We start from the raw sequence: 20604 nt of genomic DNA, 5'->3' as shown, positions 1-20604 counted from the left end.
CAGTGCTCCGCATGCCCGCTCCGTACATACGTCACGCCACGCTCGACGACGAGGAGACGCTCGGCCGTCTCGACCGCGCCGTCTGGTCCCCGCTGCACGCCGTCATGCCGCGTCCCCAGCCGCCTCACGAGCCCTTCTTCAGCAAGCGGTGCGAGCCGCGGGACCATCTGGTCGCCGAACTGGACGGCGCCGTCGTCGGATACATCCGGCTGGGCTTCCCGACTCCTCTGAAGTGCAACTCCCACGTCCGCCAGATCCAGGGGCTCGCCGTCGCCGACGAGGCACGGGGAGCCGGGGTCGGCCGGGCACTGCTGCGGGCCGCGCAGGACGAGGCCCGGCGGCTGGGCGCACGGCGTATCACCCTGCGCGTCCTCGGGCACAACGCCCCGGCCCGGGGGCTCTACGAGTCCGAGGGATTCGTGGTGGAGGGGATCCTGCCCGAGGAGTTCCTGCTCGAGGGCGAGTACGTCGACGACGTGTTCATGGGCCGCTCCCTGTAACGCCCGCGAGGCGATGAGTTCGTCGTGACGCTCACGACGAGACGAGTTCGCCCGTGTCCACCGCGGCCGTGGCGTACGCCGCGCGCTTCGCGTCCGCCCGGACCTCGTCCGCCGTCAGGACGTACCCGGTCCTCTGGTCGGAGGTGGAGCGCGCGAAGACCACCCCGAAGACCCTGCCGTCGGTGGTCAGCAGCGGGCCGCCGGAGTTGCCGGGCAGCACGGTCGAGCGGATGGAGTAGATCTCCCGGGTGACGGTGCCGGTGTTGTAGATGTTCTGGCCCGTGGCACGGATCCGGTTCGCGACCGTGGCCGCCCGCAGCGTCAGCCCGCCGTCTTGCGGATAGCCCGCGACCACCGCCGCGTCGCCACGCGACGCGCCGTCGTAGAAGTGCAGGACGGGCGCACGCAGATCGGGCACGTACAGCACCGCGACGTCCCGGCCCGGGTCGAAGAGCACCACCCGTGCTGAGTACGCGGGACCGACGCCGCCGACTCGTACGGTCGGGTGGTCGATGCCCGCCACCACGTGAGCGTTGGTCATCACGCGTCGTGTCGCGTACACGAAGCCGCTGCCCTCGCGGCCCTCGTTGCCCACGGCGCCCTCGATCTTGACGGTGCTGAGCCTGGCGGCCTGCGTCGCACGCTCCGTGACGCTGTCCCCGGAGGGCTCGGCAGCCGCGGTCGCCGGTTCGTTCTCGAACGGGTTGAAGACCTGTGGGAAGCCCGCCTGGGTGAGCGCGGACGTGGCGCGTGAGAACCAGGTCGGGGTGGTGTCCGGCATCGTGTTCTGCACGGCGCCCAGCAGCCTGGATTCCCGGATCGCCTGGGTGAGCAACGGGGACGAGGAGGCGCCCAGGACGCTCGCGGCCACCCAGGCGACGACCAGCACCGCGACCGTGTTCGCCGCGGCCCCGCCGATCCCGTCGGGCACCCGCAGCGGCCCGCGGTCCAGCTCGCGGCGCAGCTTCAACGCGAGGCGGCCGGCCAGCGCGTGGCCCACCGCCGCCGGAACCAGCACCGTGAGCACGGCGGTCACCGTGGCCGTCGTCGTCCCGCGCGTCACCAGGTTCATCACCCATGGCAGGACCCACACACCGACGACGGCACCACCCACGAAACCGGCCAGGGAGACACAGCCGGCGACCAGTCCGCGCCGGTAGCCGGACGCCGCGTAGGCCAGGACCACCAGCATCAGCAGGATGTCGAGCAGGTTCACCACGAGCCGCCTTTCTCTTGGACCCCCTGGGAGCGCTGGCACGCGCCGCGGGAACCCAGTGATCAGCCACGTGCGCGCGGCGCCGGAAACCGGCCACGCGCGCACGCATGCGACGAGCACTGAGGAAAACGTGTCCCACCCGGATGATGGTTCCACCAGGTGGCACAGCGCACATCGCGGGCGCATCGGAACAGACGGACAGTGGGTCCATGCGTGTCATCCGACGAAAGCACCGGACACGGAAAAGACATCCGGTACGGATTCCCGTCGCCGCCCTGCTGACACTCGGCTGTCTGCCCGGACTCGCCGTCCTCCTCGCGCTGATGCTGAGCGCGTCCGGCGCCGAACACCCCGTGGCGCTCCGCACCCCGCGACCGGTCCAGGTCCGGTCCGCCGTTCTGCACCAGGCGCCCAAGCCGCGCATCGTGCCGAGGACGGCATGGGCGCGGGACGACTCCCGGCCCCAGCCGCCACCGCGCTACGACGACAAGGTCGTCGCGGTCTTCGTGCACCACACCGCCTCGCCCAACGGCTACCGGTGCGCTGACGTGCCCCGCATCATCCGGGCCCTGTACACGGGGCAGATCGGCAAGCGCCGGTGGGACGACATCGGCTACAACTTCCTGGTCGACCGCTGCGGCACCCTCTACGAAGGCCGCGCGGGCGGTGTCGAGCGTCCCGTCACCGGCGCCCACACCCAGGGCTTCAACCACCGCACCGCGGGCGTCGCCGCGATCGGCACCTTCGCCGCGGGCACGACGGTGCCCCGGGCGATGACCGACGCCATCGCCGCCCTGGCCGCATGGAAGCTGGGCCTCGCGGACATCGATCCGCGCGCCCGGGTCCGGCTCGTGTCCAGCCACGGCGGGGGCCGGTACCGCACAGGCGCCACCGCCCTGCTGCCCGCCCTTACGGGCCACAACGACGGCTACCGGACCCACTGCCCGGGCGCGGCCCTCAGCACCCTCCTCCCGGCGGTCAGGGAGCGAGCGGCACGGCTGCAGGGCAGGCGGTGACACACCCGCCGTGAGGGCGAGCAGTGCCGAAGCGCCCGGCCCGGGAGCCGGCGGACGCGAGCCGTGCGGCCGCCGCAGACGACCCCGACGAGCAGGGCAGCCAACTGGTCGAACGGCTGCGCTGAACGGGTGTGGATGGCAGGCCGCGGACCGTCAGGGGCGGTACAGCCCCGCGAGCCGTATCGCGTCGCTCGCGAAACGTGCGCGCAGCCCCTCGGGAGACAGCACCTCGACCTCCGGCCCCAACGCGGTGAGTTGCGTGTGCGCGACCTCCTCCGACTCCACCGGCAAGGTCACCGTCACCCACCCGTGCTCGTCCGGGGCACCCGCCGCGCTCAGCGCCTCCCGGGCGGACGCCGGATCGACGGCGTACGGCAGTCTCCGCACGCCGTCCTCGGTCAGCCGCACCACGACCTCGGCCCGCAGGATGGACCGCGCGAACTGCTCGGCCCGCTGCTCCCAGAAGCCGGGCAGATCGAACTCCTCGTCCCGCGCGAACCGCTCCTCGCCCGCGGCCACGGCGGTGAAGCGGTCGATGCGGTACACCCGGAAGGCCCCGTCACCGGCCACCCTGGCGCACAGGTACCAGGCACCCGCCTTGAGGACGAGCCCGTACGGCTCCAGTTCCCGTTCCACCATGTCCTCGCCGCGCCGATAGCGCGCGGTGATCCGCCGGTCGTCCCAGACCGCGTCCGCGACCGTCGGCAGCAGCCGCGGGGTACCGGGCTTCGTGAACCAGGCGGGTGCGTCCAGGTGAAAGCGCTGCGCCGCCGTACGGGACGCGTCGCGCAAGGAAGGCAGGAGGGCCGCGGACACCTTCAGCCGGGCCGCGGAGGCCGCGTCCTGAAGTCCCATCTCGCGCAGCGCCCCGGGCACACCGCTGAGGAACAGCGCCTCGGCCTCGGTGCGCGCGAGCCCGGTCAGCCGCGTGCGGTACCCGCCGATCAGCCGGTAACCGCCCGCCCGCCCCCGGTCGGCGTACACCGGAACCCCCGCCTCCGACAGTGCCTGCGCGTCGCGGGTGACGGTCCGCTCTGACACCTCCAGCTCCGTGGCGAGTTCGGCGGCGGTCATGGAGGGCCGGGACTGGAGCAACAGCACCATTTTGATCAGGCGGGCGGCACGCATGCATCCATGATGCCGGGGCCCACCGACAGCGAAGGGGCACGGCGGATGCCGTACCCCTTCAGCCACCGGAAGCCTGCGCCTGGCGAGAACTCCTACCGGCCGTAGCGCTCCCGCGCCTCCTTCACGGTCGTGGCCTTGACCTCGCCGCGCCGGGCGAGCTGGGCCAGGGCCGCGATGACGATCGACTGGGCGTCGACGCCGAAGTGGCGACGGGCCGCCTCGCGGGTGTCGGAGATACCAAAGCCGTCGGCGCCCAGCGAGGAGTAGTCCTGCTCGACCCACTGCGCGATCTGGTCCGGGACCTGGCGCATGTAGTCGGAGACCGCGAGGACCGGACCCTCGGCACCCTGGAGCGCCCGTCGGATGTACGGCACCCGCTCCTCGCCCTCCAGCAGCGCCGCGTCCGCCTCCATGGCGTCGCGCCGCAGCTCACCCCACGACGTCGCCGACCACACGTCCGCCGCGACGCCCCACTCCTCGGCGAGCAGCTTCTGCGCATCGAGCGCCCAGTGGATCGCCGTACCCGAACCCAGCAACTGGATCCGCGGGGCGATGGGGGTACCACCCTGCTCGAGCGAAGTTGAGAGCTTGGGGGACACGGGCGACAGGCCCGCCGACTCCGCCGTGTTGAAGCGGTACAGGCCCTTGACGATGCCCTCGTCGATACCGGCGACCACCGGCTTAGCGGGCTGCGGCAGTGGCTCGTTGTAGACGGTGAGGTAGTAGAAGACGTTCTGGTCCTCGCCCTCGGCCGCCTCGCCGTACATGCGGCGCAGGCCCTCCTTGACGATGACCGCGACCTCGTACGCGAACGCCGGGTCGTACGTCAGCGCCGCCGGGTTGGTGGCCGCGATCACCGGCGAGTGGCCGTCGGCGTGCTGCAGGCCCTCACCGGTCAGCGTCGTTCGGCCGGCTGTGGCGCCGACGAGGAAGCCGCGGCCGAGCTGGTCGCCGAGCTGCCACATCTGGTCGGCCGTGCGCTGCCAGCCGAACATCGAGTAGAAGATGTAGAAGGGGATCATCGCCTCGCCGTGCGTCGCGTACGACGTCGACGCCGCGATGAAGTCCGCCATCGAACCGGCCTCGGTGATCCCCTCGTTGAGGATCTGGCCGTTCGTGGCTTCCTTGTAGTACATCAGCTGGTCGCGGTCGACCGGCTCGTACGTCTGGCCCTTGGGCGAGTAGATGCCGAGGGAGGGGAACAGGCTCTCCATGCCGAAGGTGCGCGCCTCGTCCGGGACGATCGGCACCCAGCGCTTGCCCGTCTCCTTGTCGCGGACCAGGTCCTTGACCAGGCGGACGAAGGCCATCGTGGTCGCCACGTTCTGCGAGCCCGAGCCCTTGTCGAAGGCGGCGAACGCCTTCTCGGCCGGGGCCGGCAGCGGCGCCACCGGGTGCACCCGGCGGGCCGGGGCCGGACCGCCCAGGGCCGCGCGGCGCTCCTGGAGGTAGCGCACCTCGGGAGAGTCGGCGCCCGGGTGGCCGTAGGGCACCACACCATCGTCGAACTGACTGTCGGAGATGGGCAGCCCCAGCAGATCGCGCATCGTCTTGAACTCGTCCACCGTCAGCTTCTTCATCTGGTGGTTGGCGTTCTTCGACGCGAAGCCCTCGCCGAGCGTGAAGCCCTTGACGGTCTGCGCCAGGATGACGGTCGGCGCGCCCTTGTGCTCCAGGGCCGCCTTGTACGCGGCGTAGACCTTGCGGGCCTCGTGGCCGCCGCGGGAGAGGTGGAAGCACTCGAGGATCTTGTCGTCGCTCAGCAGCTTCGCCATCTCGACGAGCGCCGGGTCCTTGCCGAAGAAGTCCTCGCGGATGTAGGCGGCGTCGCGCGTCTGGTACGTCTGCACCTGCGCGTCCGGTACCTCGCGCAGACGGCGTACGAGCGCGCCGGTGGTGTCGAGGGCGAACAGCTCGTCCCAGGCCGTGCCCCACAGCGTCTTGACGACGTTCCAGCCGGAGCCGCGGAACCGGGCCTCCAGCTCTTGCACGATCTTGAAGTTGGCCCGCACCGGGCCGTCAAGGCGCTGGAGGTTGCAGTTGATGACGAAGGTGAGGTTGTCCAGCCCCTCACGCGAGGCCAGCGTGAGCGCCGCCGTGGACTCCGGCTCGTCCATCTCGCCGTCGCCGAGGAAGGCCCAGACGTGGGAGTTCGACACGTCCTTGACACCGCGGCTGGTCAGATAGCGGTTGAACCGGGCCTGGTAGATGGCGGAGAGCGGGCCGAGGCCCATCGACACCGTCGGGAACTCCCACAGCCAGGGCAGGCGCCGCGGGTGCGGGTAGGACGGCAGGCCGTTGCCGCCGGCCTCCTGACGGAAGTTGTCCAGATGCTGTTCGGACAGCCGGCCGTCGAGGAAGGCACGGGCGTAGATACCGGGGGAGGCGTGGCCCTGGATGTACAGCTGGTCGCCGGAGCCGTCGCCCTCCTTGCCACGGAAGAAGTGGTTGAAGCCGGTCTCGTACAGCCAGGCCGCGGAGGCGAAGGTGGCGATGTGGCCGCCGACGCCGTGCTTGCTGCCGCGGGTCACCATCGCCGCCGCGTTCCAGCGGTTCCACGCGGTGATCCGGCGCTCCATCTCCTCGTCACCGGGCACAGCCGGCTCGGCGGAGGTGGGGATGCTGTTGACGTAGTCGGTCTCGAGCAGCTTGGGCAGTGCCACGCCGGCGTCCTCGGCACGCTCCAGCGTGCGGCGCATCAGGTACGCGGCACGATGCGGCCCGGCTTCCCTGGCAACGGCGTCCAGGGAGGCCTGCCATTCGGCGGTCTCCTCCGGGTCGCGGTCCGGGAGCTGGTCGAGCTCGCTCGGCTGGATGGCGTTGGGGTCGGTCATGTCGCCGCCTTCCTCAGTCGAAGGGGGTTCCCTCATCGGTAAGGGTTCGGGGTTGCCCTTGGTCTTTGGCAGGACAGGGCTCGAGGCTCGGGTGAGAGCCCGTCTGTGACTGTAACCCCCTGATCGATGATCGATCAAAGGGGCGGGGGCCAAAAGGTCTTGACTTCGAAGAAAGTCGGCACGCGGTGCCTTCGATGGGGGCACCCCGTGCCGCATTTTAGGCTGAATTTCGCAGGTGGGGCTGCGTCTGAGCGGCAGGGTGCTCTGCTGTTACGCGCGGGGCGCGCACCCGAGCACATGGGCCTTGACGATCTCCGCGATGCGCGGGTCCCGCCTGCGGAACGCGGCCACCAGCTCCTCGTGCTCCTCCGCGTACGACTGCTGCACGGTCCCCAGCCACCGGATCGAGAGTGCCGTGAACACCTCGATGCCCAGCCCCTCCCAAGTGTGGAGCAGCACCGAGTTCCCGGCCGCCCGCACCAGCTCCCGGTGGAAGGCCACCGTGTGCCGCACCTGCGCCGTACCGTCGGACTTGCGGTCGGCCTCGTACAGCGCCGCCACGTGCGGTTCGAGGGCCGAGCAGTCCTCCGCCAGCCCCGCCGCCGCCAGCTCCGCCGCGATGGCCTCCAGACCGGCTCGTACGGGGTAGCTCTCCTCCAGGTCGGCCGCCGTCAGATTCCGGACCCGCACGCCCTTGTTCGGCGCCGACTCGATCAGCCGCAACGACTCCAGCTCCCGCAGCGCCTCCCGGACCGGTGTCTGGCTGACCTCCAGCTCGGTGGCGATCCGCCGCTCCACGATCCGCTCGCCCGGCTTCCAGCGCCCGCTGACGATCCCCTCCACAATGTGCTCGCGGATCTGTTCGCGCAGCGAGTGGACGACGGGCGCGGTCATGAGGGCTCCTTCTTAGGAGGGGTGAATCCTGTGCGGCGACCTGAAGGGCCTCGTTGAGGGGCGGTGGATCGGGCGACCGGCGGGACCCCAAGGCGTCTGCCGTTTAGACAATAAGGCCGCCAGGCGGTTCCGTAAGGGCGCGTGGGGGCGCTTTTGCGCAGGTGAGACGAGGCTTACACGATCTTGCGGGCGACAAAAACGGCGCCCCCGCCCGGAACTGTCCGGGCGGGGGCGCCGTGCATACGTACAGGCAGGGAAGCCTACAGGCCGAGCTCGACCTCGAACTCGCCCGCCTCCAGGATCGCCTTGACCGCGGTCAGGTAGCGGGCGGCGTCGGCGCCGTCCACCAGACGGTGGTCGTACGACAGCGTCAGGTAGGTCATGTCGCGGACGCCGATGACCGTACCCTCCTCGGTCTCGATGACGGCCGGGCGCTTGACCGTGGCGCCGATGCCGAGGATCGCGACCTGGCCCGGGGGCACGATGATCGTGTCGAACAGCGCGCCGCGCGAACCGGTGTTGCTGATGGTGAAGGTCGCGCCGGACAGCTCGTCCGGGGTGATCTTGCTGGCCCGGACCTTGCCCGCCAGGTCGGCCGTGGCCTTGGCGATACCGGCGAGGTTGAGGTCGCCCGCGTGCTTGATGACCGGGGTCATCAGGCCCTTCTCGGAGTCCACCGCGATACCGATGCTCTCGGTGTCGAAGTAGGTGATGGTCCCCTCGGCCTCGTTGATCCGGGCGTTGACGACCGGGTGGGCCTTCAGCGCCTGGGCGGCGGCCTTGACGAAGAACGGCATCGGGGAGAGCTTGACGCCCTCGCGGGCCGCGAACGCGTCCTTGGCCTGGGCGCGCAGGCGCATCAGGCGGGTCACGTCGACCTCGACCACCGAGGACAGCTGGGCCTGCTCGTGCAGGGCCTTGACCATGTTGTCGCCGATGACCTTGCGGATGCGCGGCATCTTGACGGTCTGGCCGCGCAGCGGGGAGACCTCCAGGACCGGCGCCTTCCGGGCCGTCGCAGTGGCGGCGGCCGGGGCGGGAGCCGGAGCGGCGGGGGCCTTCGCGGCCTCGGCGGCGGCGATGACGTCCTGCTTGCGGATACGGCCGCCGACGCCGGTGCCCTTGACGGTGGCCAGGTCGACGCCGTTCTCGGCGGCGAGCTTGCGCACCAGCGGGGTCACGTACGCGCCCTCGTCGGTGGCCTGCGCGGCCGGCGACGGGGCCGGGGTGACCGGGGCGGGCGCGGCCGGAGCCGGGGCCGCGGGGGCCGGGGCCGCGGGGGCAGCGGCCGGAGCCGCGGGCGCGGCCGGGGCCGGGGCCGGAGCCGGGGCCGCGGGGGCAGCCGGGGCGGGAGCCGGGGCCGGGGCCGGAGCAGCCGCCGGAGCCGGAGCTGCCGGGGCCGGGGCAGCCGCCGGAGCGGCACCCGGAGCGCCGATGACGGCCAGCTTGGCGCCGACCTCGGCGGTCTCGTCCTCGGCGACCACGATCTCGAGCAGCACACCGGAGGCGGGGGCCGGGATCTCGGTGTCGACCTTGTCCGTGGAGACCTCGAGCAGCGGCTCGTCGGCGTCGACGGTGTCGCCGACCGACTTCAGCCAGCGGGTGACGGTGCCCTCGGTGACGGACTCGCCGAGCGCGGGCAGGACCACGTCCGTGCCTTGGGCGCCACCGGCCGGAGCGGCCGGAGCAGCGGCGGGGGCCGGGGCCGCAGGGGCCTCGGCGACCGGGGCCGGAGCGGGCTCGGCGACCGGGGCCGGAGCGGGCTCGGCGACCGGGGCGGGAGCCTCGGCGGCGGCCGGGGCCGGGGCGGCAGCAGGGACACCCGTGCCGTCGTCGATGATGGCCAGCTCGGCGCCGACCTCGATCGTCTCGTCCTCGGCGACCTTGATGGAGGACAGCACGCCGGAGGCGGGGGCCGGGATCTCGGTGTCGACCTTGTCCGTCGAGACTTCGAGCAGCGGCTCGTCGGCCTCGACGCGCTCGCCCTCGGCCTTCAGCCAGCGGGTGACAGTGCCCTCTGTGACGCTCTCACCGAGCGCCGGAAGGGTTACGGAAACCGCCATGGTTTCGGTTTCTCCTTACGAATTGCGGAAGTCTGTGTCGTCGCGCCCGAAGACTGAAGGCGTCAGTCGTGGGAGTGAAGGGGCTTGCCGGCCAGGGCCAGGTGGGCCTCGCCGAGCGCCTCGTTCTGCGTCGGGTGGGCGTGGATGAGCTGGGCCACCTCGGCCGGCAGCGCCTCCCAGTTGTAGATCAGCTGGGCCTCGCCGACCTGCTCGCCCATGCGGTCGCCGACCATGTGGACGCCGACCACGGCACCGTCCTTGACCTGGACGAGCTTGATCTCGCCGGCGGTCTTGAGGATCTTGCTCTTGCCGTTGCCCGCCAGGTTGTACTTGAGAGCGACGACCTTGTCCGCGCCGTAGATCTCCTTGGCCTTGGCCTCGGTGATACCGACGGAGGCGACCTCCGGCTGGCAGTAGGTCACGCGCGGCACACCGTCGTAGTCGATCGGAACGGCCTTCAGACCGGCCAGACGCTCCGCCACCAGGATGCCCTCGGCGAAGCCGACGTGCGCGAGCTGGAGGGTCGGGACCAGGTCACCGACGGCGGAGATGGTCGGGACGTTCGTGCGCATGTACTCGTCGACGAGGACGTAGCCGCGGTCCATGGCGACCCCGGCCTCCTCGTAGCCCAGGCCCTGGGAGACCGGGCCGCGGCCGACGGCGACGAGCAGAACCTCGGCCTCGAACTCCTTGCCGTCGGCGAGGGTGACCTTGACACCGTTCTGGGTGTACTCGGCCTTCTGGAAGAACGTGCCGAGGTTGAACTTGATCCCGCGCTTGCGGAAGGCACGCTCGAGGAGCTTGGAGGAGTTCTCGTCCTCGACCGGCACGAGGTGCTTCAGACCCTCGATGACGGTGACGTCCGCACCGAAGGACTTCCAGGCGGAGGCGAACTCGACACCGATGACGCCGCCGCCGAGGATGATCGCGGACTGCGGCACACGGTCCAGGACGAGGGCGTGGTCGGAGGAGATGATGCGGTTGCCGTCGATCTGCAGACCCGGCAGCGACTTCGGCACGGAGCCGGTCGCCAGCAGGACGTGGCGGCCCTGGATCCGCTGACCGTTCACGTCGACGGAGGTCGGGGAGGACAGTCGGCCCTCACCCTCGATGTAGGTCACCTTGCGGGAGGCGATCAGGCCCTGCAGACCCTTGTACAGGCCCGAGATGACGTCGTCCTTGTACTTGTGGACGGCCGGTACGTCGATGCCCTCGAAGGTGGCCTTGACACCGAACTGCTCGCTCTCGCGGGCCTGGTCGGCGATCTCGCCCGCGTGCAGCAGGGCCTTGGTGGGGATGCAACCCCGGTGCAGGCAGGTACCGCCGACCTTGTCCTTCTCGATCAGGGCGACGTCCAGGCCCAACTGCGCTCCGCGCAGGGCCGCGGCGTAACCGCCGCTACCGCCGCCGAGGATCACTAGGTCGAAAACGGTGCTGGCGTCGTTCGCCACGTCACGTCCTCCATGCATCTGCGCCGTGTGCCCGGTCTGCGGTGACCGGTCGGCGGCTGGTGTCCGGCCGCTTTGCTTCGGCCCTTCGGGTGGGGCCCTGTCCTGCCGAGCCCCATCTTCGCACTTGTCGGCGGTGGAATGGACGCCGGGCCGGTGTGTGAAACGTCGGATCCATCACGTCCTGAGGTAGCGGGCACGGAGGGTCGTACGGATTTCGTCGAGGGCGAAACCCGGGAACGGCCGGGAGGGCGGCCCCGGTGTCCTGTCGAACCCGGGGCCGCCCTCCCGCGCGCGTGGGATCAGCCCAGGTCGCCCGCCGCCGTGAGCTCCGCGAGCCGGACCAGCGTGCGCACCGCCGAGCCGGTGCCGCCCTTCGGCGTGTAGCCGAAGGGGGCCTGCTCGTTGAACGCCGGACCCGCGATGTCGAGGTGGGCCCAGGTGATGCCCTCGCCGATGAACTCCTTCAGGAACAGGCCGGCGACCAGGCCGCCGCCCATCCGCTCGCCCATGTTGGCGATGTCGGCCGTGGGGGAGTCCATGCTCTTGCGCAGGTGCTCGGGCAGCGGCATCGGCCAGGCGTCCTCGCCGACCTCCTCGGCGGCCTCGTGGATCGCGGTGCGGAACGCGTCGTCGTTCGCCATGATCCCGAAGGTGTGGTTGCCGAGCGCCACCATCATCGCGCCGGTCAGGGTCGCGACGTCGACGATCGCGTCCGGGTTCTCCTGCGAGGCGGCCCACAGGGCGTCCGCGAGGACCAGCCGGCCCTCGGCGTCGGTGTTGAGGACCTCCACGGTCTTGCCGCTGTACATGCGCAGGACGTCACCCGGGCGGGTGGCGGAACCGGAGGGCATGTTCTCGGCCAGGGCGAGCCAGCCGGTGACGTTGACCTCGAGACCGAGGCGCGCGGCGGCCACGACTGCGGCGAAGACCGCCGCCGCGCCGCTCATGTCGCACTTCATGGTCTCGTTGTGGCCGGCCGGCTTGAGGGAGATACCGCCCGAGTCGTAGGTGATGCCCTTGCCGACGAAGGCCAGGTGCTTGTCCGCGTCGGGGTGCGTGTACGACAGCTTCACCAGGCGGGGAGCGGCGGCCGAGCCTGCGCCGACGCCGAGGATGCCGCCGTAGCCGCCCTTGGTCAGCGCCTTCTCGTCGAGGACCTGAACCTTGAGCCCGTGCTCCTTGGCGGTGGTCTGCGCGAGGGCTGCGAAGGCCGCCGGGTCCAGGTCGTTGGGCGGCATGTTGATCAGGTCGCGAGCCCGGTTGAGCTCCTCGCTGACGGCGACGACGCGCTCGACGGCGGCCTTGAACGCCTTGTCGCGGGGCTTGCCGCCGAGCACGGCGACCTCGGCGAGCGGGGGCTTGCCGTTCTTGGCGTTCTTGGCGTTCCTGCCGTTTTCCTTGTACGCGTCGAAGGTGTACGCGCCGAGCAGCGCGCCCTCGCCGATGGCGCCGGCGTCGGCGGCCTCGGTGACCGGCAGGGCGAAGACGGCCTTCTTGGAGCCGGCCAGCGCCCGTGCGGCGCAGCCGGCGGCGCGGCGCAGCGACTCGGCGGTGAACGCCTCGTCCTTCTCCGGCTCGGCACCGAGGCCCACCGCCACCACGACGGGCGCCTTGAAGCCGGAGGGCGCGGGCAGCTTCGTCACCTCGCCCTCGGCGCCCGTGGCGCCCAGGGTCTCCAGGGTGGCGGCGAGCTTGCCGTCGTACGCCTGGTCCACGGCCTCGGCGCCCGGTGCGACGACCGGGCCCTTCGCGCCCTTCGCGACACCGACCACGATCGCGTCGGCGCGCAGGCCGGCCGCCGCGGCGGTGCTGAGAGTGAGAGCAGTCACGGTGGTGAAATCTCGCTTCCAATTGAGTTTCGGTGGCCGATTGAGTTCGGTGGCCGAACGGGTGGGGTCGACCAGCCCGGGAACCGACCCTAGATCCCTCCGGCGGTGCGGTCTCTACCTGGGGCAGGGGGAACACCTGGCACGAGCCTACGCGCGGGGTCCGGTTCGCTCATTCCTCCGGGTGCCCGTCCCTCCGCAAGCCCTGGCCATCTTCCCCCAGAAACCCCCGCTGGTGAGGGAGTTCGTCTCCACGGTCGACGAACGGTGTGCGCGGTACGGCGAGCGCGGGGGGCCGAAGCCGAGTTCGGCGCTCAGGAAGAACGAACCGGGGGCGTGGCGGCGGACCTGCCGAACCGGAGGCTCTCCACCGTCGTCCCGGCCACCCGGTCCGCCAGCGAGCGGCGACCGGTGGAGAGGACGGGCAGCGCGTTCAGGAAGAACACCACCACGGCCAGCGTCCAGACCAGTACCGACACCATGAACTCGCCCTCGACCAGCAGCACACAGGCCACCGCGTACAACGCCACGTCCGCGGTCGTCGTCACGGTCGCCCGCAGCGCTGCTCGACGCATGGGGCTCGGGGTGACCTTGAGGCCGGTCAGCGCCTTGCCCACGGTGCGCCCGGCGAGGGCGAGCGACGCCCACTGGTAGAGGAAGATGGCGAGTATCAGCAGCCCGAAGCCCTGTTCCACGTACAGCACCGTCTTGTGCCACATGAAGGTCCCAAGGCTCGCGGAGCTGCCCACGACGTCGCCCCGCGAGGTGAGCAGAGCGAAGCCGCTCCTGGTGGCCAGTTCGGGCACATCGGTGAAGAGCGCGGAGATGCGGTGGAAGGTCAGCACGGCGAGCGCCGCGGCTGTCGCGACCACCAGCGCGAAATCGATGCACCAGGCCAGGACGCGGCGCGTCTTGTGCACAGTTTCCCCCGAGAACCAGTGAGTGATCCGGGCGTCAGACTAGCCGAGCGACAACACCACCAACGCCGTTGTCGCGGCGGTCTCGGCCAGACCTCCGAACACATCGCCCGTCACCCCGCCGAAGCGGCGGGTGCAGTGCCGCAGCAGCAGTTCGGCGGCGACCAGCGCGAGCAACACCGCGGCCGCCGTGCGCACCACGCCGGACGTCCCCGGCAGTGCGCCCCCGGCTGCCGCCGCCATGGTGACCGGGACGGCCACCGCCAGCGCGCCGCGTACCGGAACCACCCCCGCGACCGCGGCGCCCAGCCCCTCCGGCCGGGCGGCCGGCACCCCGCTTCGCGCGGCCAGCGTGAGTGCCAGCCGAGCCGCGGTGGCCGAGACGACGACAGCCAGCGCACCTCGCGCCCAGGAGCCGCCGTACGCCTGCGCGAGCGCCGCCACCTGCGCGAGCAGCACGAACAACAGGGTGATCACACCGAACGGCCCGATATCGGACCGTTTCATGATCCGCAGTGCCTCTTCGGCGGGCTTTCCGCTGCCGAGCCCGTCCGCGGTGTCGGCGAGCCCGTCCAGGTGCAACCCCCGGGTGAGCACGGCGGGTACGGCGACGGAGGCCACGGCGGCGAGCAGGGGTCCGGCGCCCAACTCGAGCAGGACCGCGCCGAGCAGGGCCGCGCAGGTGCCGACCACCGCTCCGGCCAGGGGCGCGCACAGCATCCCGCCGCGCGCGGCCTCCCGGTCCCACCGGGTCACCCGGACCGGGAGAACGGTGAGGGTGCCGAAGGCGAAGCGAAGGCCGTGGAAGGACGGGATCTTGGACACGGCCGAAGGGTACGTGACCGCTGCCGTGACCCCTTTCGGCCCCTGAGGCGCGCGACCAGGCAGCTCAGTGCTGATGTCCCGGCTCACCGTGGGCAAGGCGGCTCCGCCGCCGCCCGCGTCCGGGCCACGCCCTTCGCTGACGGGCCTGACCGTGGACATCAGGGCTGGACCGGCGGCGGATCCGTCCGGCATTCCACGCGCCCGACCGGCCTCCGGCGATGACGCAGCGCCGACAACCCGCACAGCACCAGTACCGCCCCGATCGCGGCGAGGTGCTCCTTGCCCGCCAGGTTGTCCTTCAGCACGAGTTCCCCGACTATTGCCGCGATCACCACACCTCCGGTGAGGTAGGCGCGGTACCGCCAGCACAGGAACAGGGCGAGTCCGATCACCGCCGCCGACGGGCCGGTGTCGACGACCTGGGCGTCCGTCGCGGGCAGCCCCAGTGGATGGTGCGGGTCCAGGCCGGTGCCCAGGCGCGCGTACAGCGTGCCGGCCAGTGTGACGGCGTACGCGATGACGAGCGTGCGCCACCAGCCCAGACAGATCTCGGCGATCCCGAACACGAAGAGGATCTGCAGGAGAGCGCCCCACACCGGCAGGTCGAGGGCCGGTACGAACAAGGAGAGCGGGGTGCGCAGAAGGGCGAGCCACAGCGGCTCCTCGGCCCGTACGGACCCGATGTTCTGCACGAACTGGAAGCCCCATGACTGGTTCTGCACGAACTGCAGGACTGATGTCAGGCACACGGCCGTGAGCGTCATCGGGACCGCCCGCCAGTTCCGCCGCGCGAGGGCCTGACGCACGGTGACGTACGACGGTGCCCATTCGGCGCGGGCCAGGCGGGCGATGCGCTTCATCCAGCGGTCCTCATCTGTCGGGCACCCCTGACCTGTGCGATTCGAGGTGCTTTCGGTGCATCCACTTCGGCAGTCCCGGAGCCTCCAGGAATCCCTCGGCGCGCGCCGAGGCGACGCCGATGCGCAGCAGGTCCGCGCTCTTCTCGAAGAGCAGGAACCGGGGTTCCCAGATCGGCCGGTACTTCGCGTTGGCCCGGTACAGCGACTCGATCTGCCACCAGCGGGAGAAGAAGCTGAGCAGCGAGCGCCACAGCCGCAGCACCGGTCCGGCGCCAAGGCGCCCTCCACGTTCGAAGACGGACCGGAACATCGCGAAGTTGAGTGAGACCTGAGTGATGTCGATTTCCCGGGCGCGGCGCAGCAGTTCGATCACCATGAACTCCATGAGCCCGTTCTCGGAGTCACGGTCGCGGCGCATGAGGTCCAGGGAGAGCCCGTGCGGGCCCCAGGGCACGAAGGACAGCAGCGCTCTCAACTCGCCTTCGCCGTCCGAGCACTCGAGCATGACGCACTGCCCGTCCTCGGGGTCGCCGAGCCGCCCCAGTGCCATGCTGAAGCCGCGCTCGGTGGCTCCGTCGCGCCAGTCGTCGGCCTTCTTCAGGAGAAGCGTCATCTCGTCGGCCGGAATGTCCGCGTGGCGCCGGATGCGGACCGTGTACCCGGCGCGCTTGACACGGTTGTAGGCCTGGCGGACGGTGCGCATGGCCCGCCCCTCGAGGGTGAACTCGTCGACGTCCACGATGGCTTCGTCACCGAGCTCGAGCGCGTCAAGACCGTGTCGCGCATACACGGTCCCTGCCTCCTCGCTCGCGCCCATCACGGCCGGGATCCAGCCGTGCGCACGTGCCTCGGCGAGCCAGGGTTCGATGGCGCCCGGCCATGCCTCCGGGTCACCGAGCGGATCACCGGAGGCGAGCGAGACCCCGCCGACGACGCGGTACGCGACCGCCGCCTTGCCGGTGGGCGACCAGATCACGCTCTTCTCCCGGCGCAGCGCGAAGTACCCCAGCGAGTCCCGGTCACCGTGTCCGTCGAGCAGCGCCCGCAGCCGCTTCTCGTCGTCCTCGCTGATCGGGTCGACGGCGCGCCGGGAACGGAAGGCGGCGTACAGGACGGCGAGGAAGAGCAGCGTGCTGAAGACGTTGATCGCGACGTTGACCCAGCTGGGCGTGGAGATCCCCAGGTAGTGCGAGTCGTCGACGGTGACCGACACGAGCCGCAGGGCGCCGTAGCGCCAGCGCTCCGGGAAGGACGAGCGCTGCGCGTCGGGCGAGATGTTGGTGACGGTCACCAGGAGCGCGGCGAGCAGCGAGGAGACGAGCAGGCCGCCGACGGCGACAGCGGCGGCGAGCCGGGGATTGGACCGGTCGCCCTTGGCGTAGAACTCCCGCCGCCCGACGATCAGCGCGCCGACGAAGCCCGCAGTGAGGAGCAGGGAGACCCAGTTCTGTGCGTAGTCCCGGATCTCCGGGAAGGACATGGCGAAGGCGAACAGCAGCAGGAAGGACCCGCTGAGCGCGAGGTTGAGGATCCAGGCGGCACGCTTGCGGCGCCGCATCGTGACGGCGAGGAACAACGTGAACACGCCGGAGGCGAAACCCGCGGTCAGCAGGTACGGCGTGAAGAGGTCCTCCTGGTTGTGCCGCCGTACGTCCTGTCCGAGGGAAACCCACGCGGCGGAGAGGAAATTCACGAACATGACGGCGCGCAGGTACCAGACGGCGCACCAGGCGGCCCGCCGGGAAGCCGGACTGGACCGCCGTGGCCCGCCCCCCGTCCGGATCGCGCGTTCCTGTTCCTCGGTAAATCGGGCATCTCCCATGAAGGGTGATGATATGGGTCCGCTGGGATTGTCGGGGGAGCGAGACGAGGCAGAGACCGGCCGGTCGGCCTGAGAGCCCTGCCCCTTGACACGGCGAGGAAGGGACTACCGACCGTGGACGGCTATTCGTTCTCGGTGGCCTCGGTGGCCTCGGTGGCCTCGGTGGCCTCGGTGGCCTCGTTGGCCTCGGTGGCCTCGTTGGCCTCGGTGGCCTCGGCCGGCTTCTCCGGAAGCTCCGCGGCCAGTGCCGCCGCGGCCCGGACCAGCGGCAGCGCCAGCAGCGCACCGGTGCCCTCGCCGACGGTCACCCCCTGGTCCAGCAGCGGCTCCAGCGTCAGCCGGTCCAGCGCCTTCGCCTGCGCCGGCTCCCCGCTGCTCTGCCCCGCGAGCCACCAGTCCGGCGCGCGGAACGCGATCCGCTGCCCCACCAGCGCACACGCCGCCGACACAACCCCGTCCAAGATCACCGGAGTCTTGCGCACGGCGCACTGCAGCAGGAAGCCGGTCATCGCGGCCAGGTCGGCACCGCCCACCGCCGCCAGCAACTGGAGCTGATCGCCCAGCACCGGCCTGGCCCGCCGCAGCGCGTCCCGGATGGCAGCGCACTTGCGCATCCACGCGAGGTCGTCGATCGCCAGGCCGCCCCGCCCGGTCACCACGGACGCGTCCGTCCCGCACAGCGCCGCCACCAGCACGGCCGCCGGTGTCGTCCCGCCGACGCTCACATCGCCGAGGACCACCAGATCCGTCCCGGCGTCCGCCTCCTCGTCCGCGACCGCGATCCCCGCCCGGAACGACGCCTCCGCCTCTTCCGGCGTCAGCGCGTCCTCGATGTCGATGCGTCCGCTGCCGCGCCGCACCCGATGCCGTACGACCTCCGCCGGCAGTCCGTCCGGATCGCAGTCGAGTGCCATGTCGATCACGCGCACGGGTACGTTCAGCTGCCGCGCCAGGATCGAGGCCGGGCCGGCGCCCTCCAGTACCGCTCGCACCAGCCGGTCCGCACTGCCCGCGGGGCGCGCCGACACATCGAGTGCGGCGACCCCGTGGTCGCCGGCGAACAGCACCATGCGAGGCCGCTCGATCGGCCGCACCGGTACGGCGGACTGCGCGGCCGCCAGCCACTCACCGAGGTCGTCGAGGCGGCCCAGTGCCCCGGGCGGCACGATCTGACGTTCCCGGCGCGCCTCCGCGTCGCGGCGCACACCGCCGTCGGGGCGCTCGATCAGATCGGTGAAGTCGTCGAGATTAAGCGAGCTCATTCGCCGAACAGTACCGGCAGGGCTCGAACGCGGCGGTGCCACATCGATGGCACGTCATTGCATCCGTGAGAGGGATCCCGTACGTACCGTTTGGTCACGTATTGTCGCGCCTCAGGTCACTGTCGTGCGCCCCGGTCGCCCTGGGCGTACGCCGTCCCTCGTGTCAGGAGCCGCCCATGCCCTCCACCCCGGACCAGGACGCCGCACGCCGTGCCGAGTGCCTCGGTGAACTCGCCCAGGGCATCGACCGGTTCCACGAGCCGCGCCGCGCGGACTGCCCCTGGTGCGGTTCGACCCGACTGCACACCCGGCTGCGCACCCAGGACCTGGTGCGGCACAAGCCGGGCACCTTCGTCGTCGACCAGTGCCGGGACTGCGCCCACGCCTTCCAGAACCCCCGCCTCAGCGCCGAGGGGATCGCCTTCCACCACCGCGACGGCCACGGGGACCACGCGGGAGGCGACCGCCTCGCCGAACGCGTCCTTGCCGCCCGTGGCAGCGCTCGGCGCCACCGGGCTGCGGCTCGCGCGATACTGCCCTTCCCGGAGCCGGAGAGCTGGCTCGACGTCGGCACCGGGCACGGCCGGTTTCCCCAGGTGGCCAAGGAAGTTCACCCGTACACGTCCTTCGACGGCCTCGACCCGACCTGGCGCATCGAGACGGCATATGCCGCAGGTCGCGTCGAGGAGGCCCACCGCGGGCACCTCACCGACCCCGAGATCCTCGCGCGGCTGCGCTCCCGTTACGACGTCGTCAGCATGGTCCACCACCTGGAACACACTCCCGACCCGCGCGCCGAACTGCGCGCCGCCCTGACGGTCCTGCGCCCCGGCGGCCATCTCCTCATCGAAGCCTTCGACCCCGCCTGCGCGTTCGGCACGCTGCTCGGCAAGTGGTGGGTGTCCTACGACCAGCCACGCCACCTCCAGCTGATGCCGCTGGACAACCTGCAGGCCGAACTGCGGACCCTGGGCTGCGCGATCGTCACCACGAACCGCCGCGAGCCGCACACGCCGTACGACATCGCGGGCGCCCTGACCCTGGCGCTGGGCCGCGTCCTGCCGGCCCCGGACGCCCCGTGGCGGGCGACGCCGCCGACGCGGTTGCAGCGCGGGGTGCGCACGGTCCTGGCGGGGGCGACGGCACCCTTGACGGCGGGGGCCGCGGCGTTGGACCACGCGGGGGCGCCGCTGCTGCGGCGTACCCGCTTCTCGAACGCCTACCGGGTCATCGCGCGCCGCTAGCCGGGCTCAGGGGTCGGAAGGACGGCCCCGCTCCAGCGGCTGGTGCCGACAGGAAAGCGCCCGCCCCTTCCGGTCGTGCCGGGGACGGGCGCTTCGCGCAGGGGGGTCAGCCCTGGAGCTTCATTCCCTTGGGGGAGGTGAGGCCCTTTTCGGGGTGGGCACGGAACGTCGCCGTCCATGCGGTGGACGGGCACGAGGTGCCATTGGGGTGCTGCTCCGTCAGCTTGGCCCGGGTGCTGTCCTCGACGACCGTGGCACCGCTCTTCGCGGAGGTCACGGTGAGCCGTACCGGGACGGTGGTCGCGCCGACGTCGTCGGGGAGTCGGACCGCCAGCGTGGTGAATGGGTCATCGGGGTTGCCCGATGACCGCTCCTCGCAGGTGTCGTCCACGCACAGCCGGATCTTCACCTGATCCTGGCCGCCGAAGTCGGCGGGCCGCCACACGGCGGACACCTGTGAGTTCGCGTCGGCCTGCTGGCACGGTGTGTCCTGGCCGAAGACCGAGCATCCGGTCAGAGCCACCGCCAGCAGCGGGATGAGAAGGGCACGACGCATGTCAATACCTCGCTACTGTGCCGGGGAAGGCGCTGTTGGCCAGGCCGATTGGGGGATCTTAGGTCTGCGCATGTCATGCCCACAAAGGGAATGAGTCCCTCCGATGTTGGCGGACTGCACGTAACGAGTCATTCTCGTGTCACCCAGGGTTCAACTCATCTGCCCTGGTCGGCTGTTGGGGCGGTTCGCC

General features: G+C 71.2%; 16 protein-coding genes. 3 read left to right on the top strand and 13 right to left on the bottom strand.

Annotated elements, in window-relative coordinates:
• Positions 1–11: 11 nt before the first annotated feature.
• On the top strand, positions 12–500 hold the full coding sequence (locus tag ACWDEX_RS03725) for an N-acetyltransferase family protein (protein ID WP_450461530.1): 489 nt from the start codon (positions 12–14) through the stop codon (positions 498–500).
• Between the two features lie 31 nt (positions 501–531).
• Here ACWDEX_RS03725 and ACWDEX_RS03720 read toward each other — a convergent pair whose 3' ends face one another.
• On the bottom strand, positions 532–1716 hold the full coding sequence (locus ACWDEX_RS03720; RefSeq protein WP_450461529.1) for a MarP family serine protease: 1185 nt from the start codon (positions 1714–1716) through the stop codon (positions 532–534).
• A gap of 209 nt (positions 1717–1925) precedes the next feature.
• Between ACWDEX_RS03720 and ACWDEX_RS03715 the strand changes: the two genes are divergently transcribed.
• Positions 1926–2732, top strand: coding sequence for a peptidoglycan recognition protein family protein (locus ACWDEX_RS03715; RefSeq protein WP_450461528.1), 807 nt, complete (start codon positions 1926–1928; stop codon positions 2730–2732).
• 153 nt (positions 2733–2885) lie between these two features.
• Here ACWDEX_RS03715 and ACWDEX_RS03710 read toward each other — a convergent pair whose 3' ends face one another.
• The 11 genes from ACWDEX_RS03710 to cobT form a co-directional block, all read right to left on the bottom strand.
• Positions 2886–3860: a helix-turn-helix transcriptional regulator gene (locus tag ACWDEX_RS03710; RefSeq protein ID WP_450461527.1), complete on the bottom strand. Its 975-nt coding sequence runs from the start codon at positions 3858–3860 to the stop codon at positions 2886–2888.
• Positions 3861–3952: 92 nt separating this feature from the next.
• Positions 3953–6694: a pyruvate dehydrogenase (acetyl-transferring), homodimeric type gene (aceE, locus tag ACWDEX_RS03705; RefSeq protein ID WP_450461526.1), complete on the bottom strand. Its 2742-nt coding sequence runs from the start codon at positions 6692–6694 to the stop codon at positions 3953–3955.
• A 270-nt stretch (positions 6695–6964) separates the two neighbouring features.
• On the bottom strand, positions 6965–7588 hold the full coding sequence (locus tag ACWDEX_RS03700) for a GntR family transcriptional regulator (RefSeq protein WP_450461525.1): 624 nt from the start codon (positions 7586–7588) through the stop codon (positions 6965–6967).
• Between the two features lie 260 nt (positions 7589–7848).
• A complete protein-coding gene (sucB, locus tag ACWDEX_RS03695; protein ID WP_450461524.1) occupies positions 7849–9651 on the bottom strand; it encodes a 2-oxoglutarate dehydrogenase, E2 component, dihydrolipoamide succinyltransferase in 1803 nt (600 codons plus the stop codon).
• A 62-nt stretch (positions 9652–9713) separates the two neighbouring features.
• Complete coding sequence (gene lpdA / locus ACWDEX_RS03690) at positions 9714–11102, bottom strand: dihydrolipoyl dehydrogenase (protein ID WP_450461523.1); 1389 nt, start codon at positions 11100–11102, stop codon at positions 9714–9716.
• A 299-nt stretch (positions 11103–11401) separates the two neighbouring features.
• A complete protein-coding gene (locus tag ACWDEX_RS03685) occupies positions 11402–12931 on the bottom strand; it encodes a leucyl aminopeptidase (RefSeq protein WP_450461522.1) in 1530 nt (509 codons plus the stop codon).
• A gap of 311 nt (positions 12932–13242) precedes the next feature.
• Positions 13243–13848: an RDD family protein gene (locus ACWDEX_RS03680; protein ID WP_450461521.1), complete on the bottom strand. Its 606-nt coding sequence runs from the start codon at positions 13846–13848 to the stop codon at positions 13243–13245.
• Between the two features lie 39 nt (positions 13849–13887).
• Positions 13888–14670, bottom strand: a complete 783-nt coding sequence (locus tag ACWDEX_RS03675; protein WP_450461520.1) for an adenosylcobinamide-GDP ribazoletransferase — start codon at positions 14668–14670, stop codon at positions 13888–13890.
• A gap of 158 nt (positions 14671–14828) precedes the next feature.
• The gene (locus tag ACWDEX_RS03670; protein ID WP_450461519.1) at positions 14829–15530 is read right to left on the bottom strand and encodes a hypothetical protein; all 702 of its coding nucleotides are present in this window, start codon (positions 15528–15530) and stop codon (positions 14829–14831) included.
• A 10-nt stretch (positions 15531–15540) separates the two neighbouring features.
• Positions 15541–17352 (bottom strand): phosphatidylglycerol lysyltransferase domain-containing protein, encoded by a 1812-nt coding sequence (locus tag ACWDEX_RS03665; protein ID WP_450461518.1) that lies wholly within the window; start codon positions 17350–17352, stop codon positions 15541–15543.
• 122 nt (positions 17353–17474) lie between these two features.
• The gene (cobT, locus tag ACWDEX_RS03660) at positions 17475–18614 is read right to left on the bottom strand and encodes a nicotinate-nucleotide--dimethylbenzimidazole phosphoribosyltransferase (protein WP_450461517.1); all 1140 of its coding nucleotides are present in this window, start codon (positions 18612–18614) and stop codon (positions 17475–17477) included.
• 176 nt (positions 18615–18790) lie between these two features.
• On the opposite strand from cobT, the gene ACWDEX_RS03655 reads away from it, so the two are divergent.
• Positions 18791–19858, top strand: a complete 1068-nt coding sequence (locus ACWDEX_RS03655; protein ID WP_450461515.1) for a class I SAM-dependent methyltransferase — start codon at positions 18791–18793, stop codon at positions 19856–19858.
• Between the two features lie 106 nt (positions 19859–19964).
• Here ACWDEX_RS03655 and ACWDEX_RS03650 read toward each other — a convergent pair whose 3' ends face one another.
• On the bottom strand, positions 19965–20414 hold the full coding sequence (locus ACWDEX_RS03650; protein WP_450461514.1) for a hypothetical protein: 450 nt from the start codon (positions 20412–20414) through the stop codon (positions 19965–19967).
• Between the last annotated feature and the right edge of the window lie 190 nt (positions 20415–20604).

Source organism: Streptomyces sp. NPDC001020, from assembly GCF_053599115.1.
The sequence above is the reverse complement of the archived record's forward strand: the minus strand, read 5'-3'. Positions and strand labels throughout refer to the sequence as shown.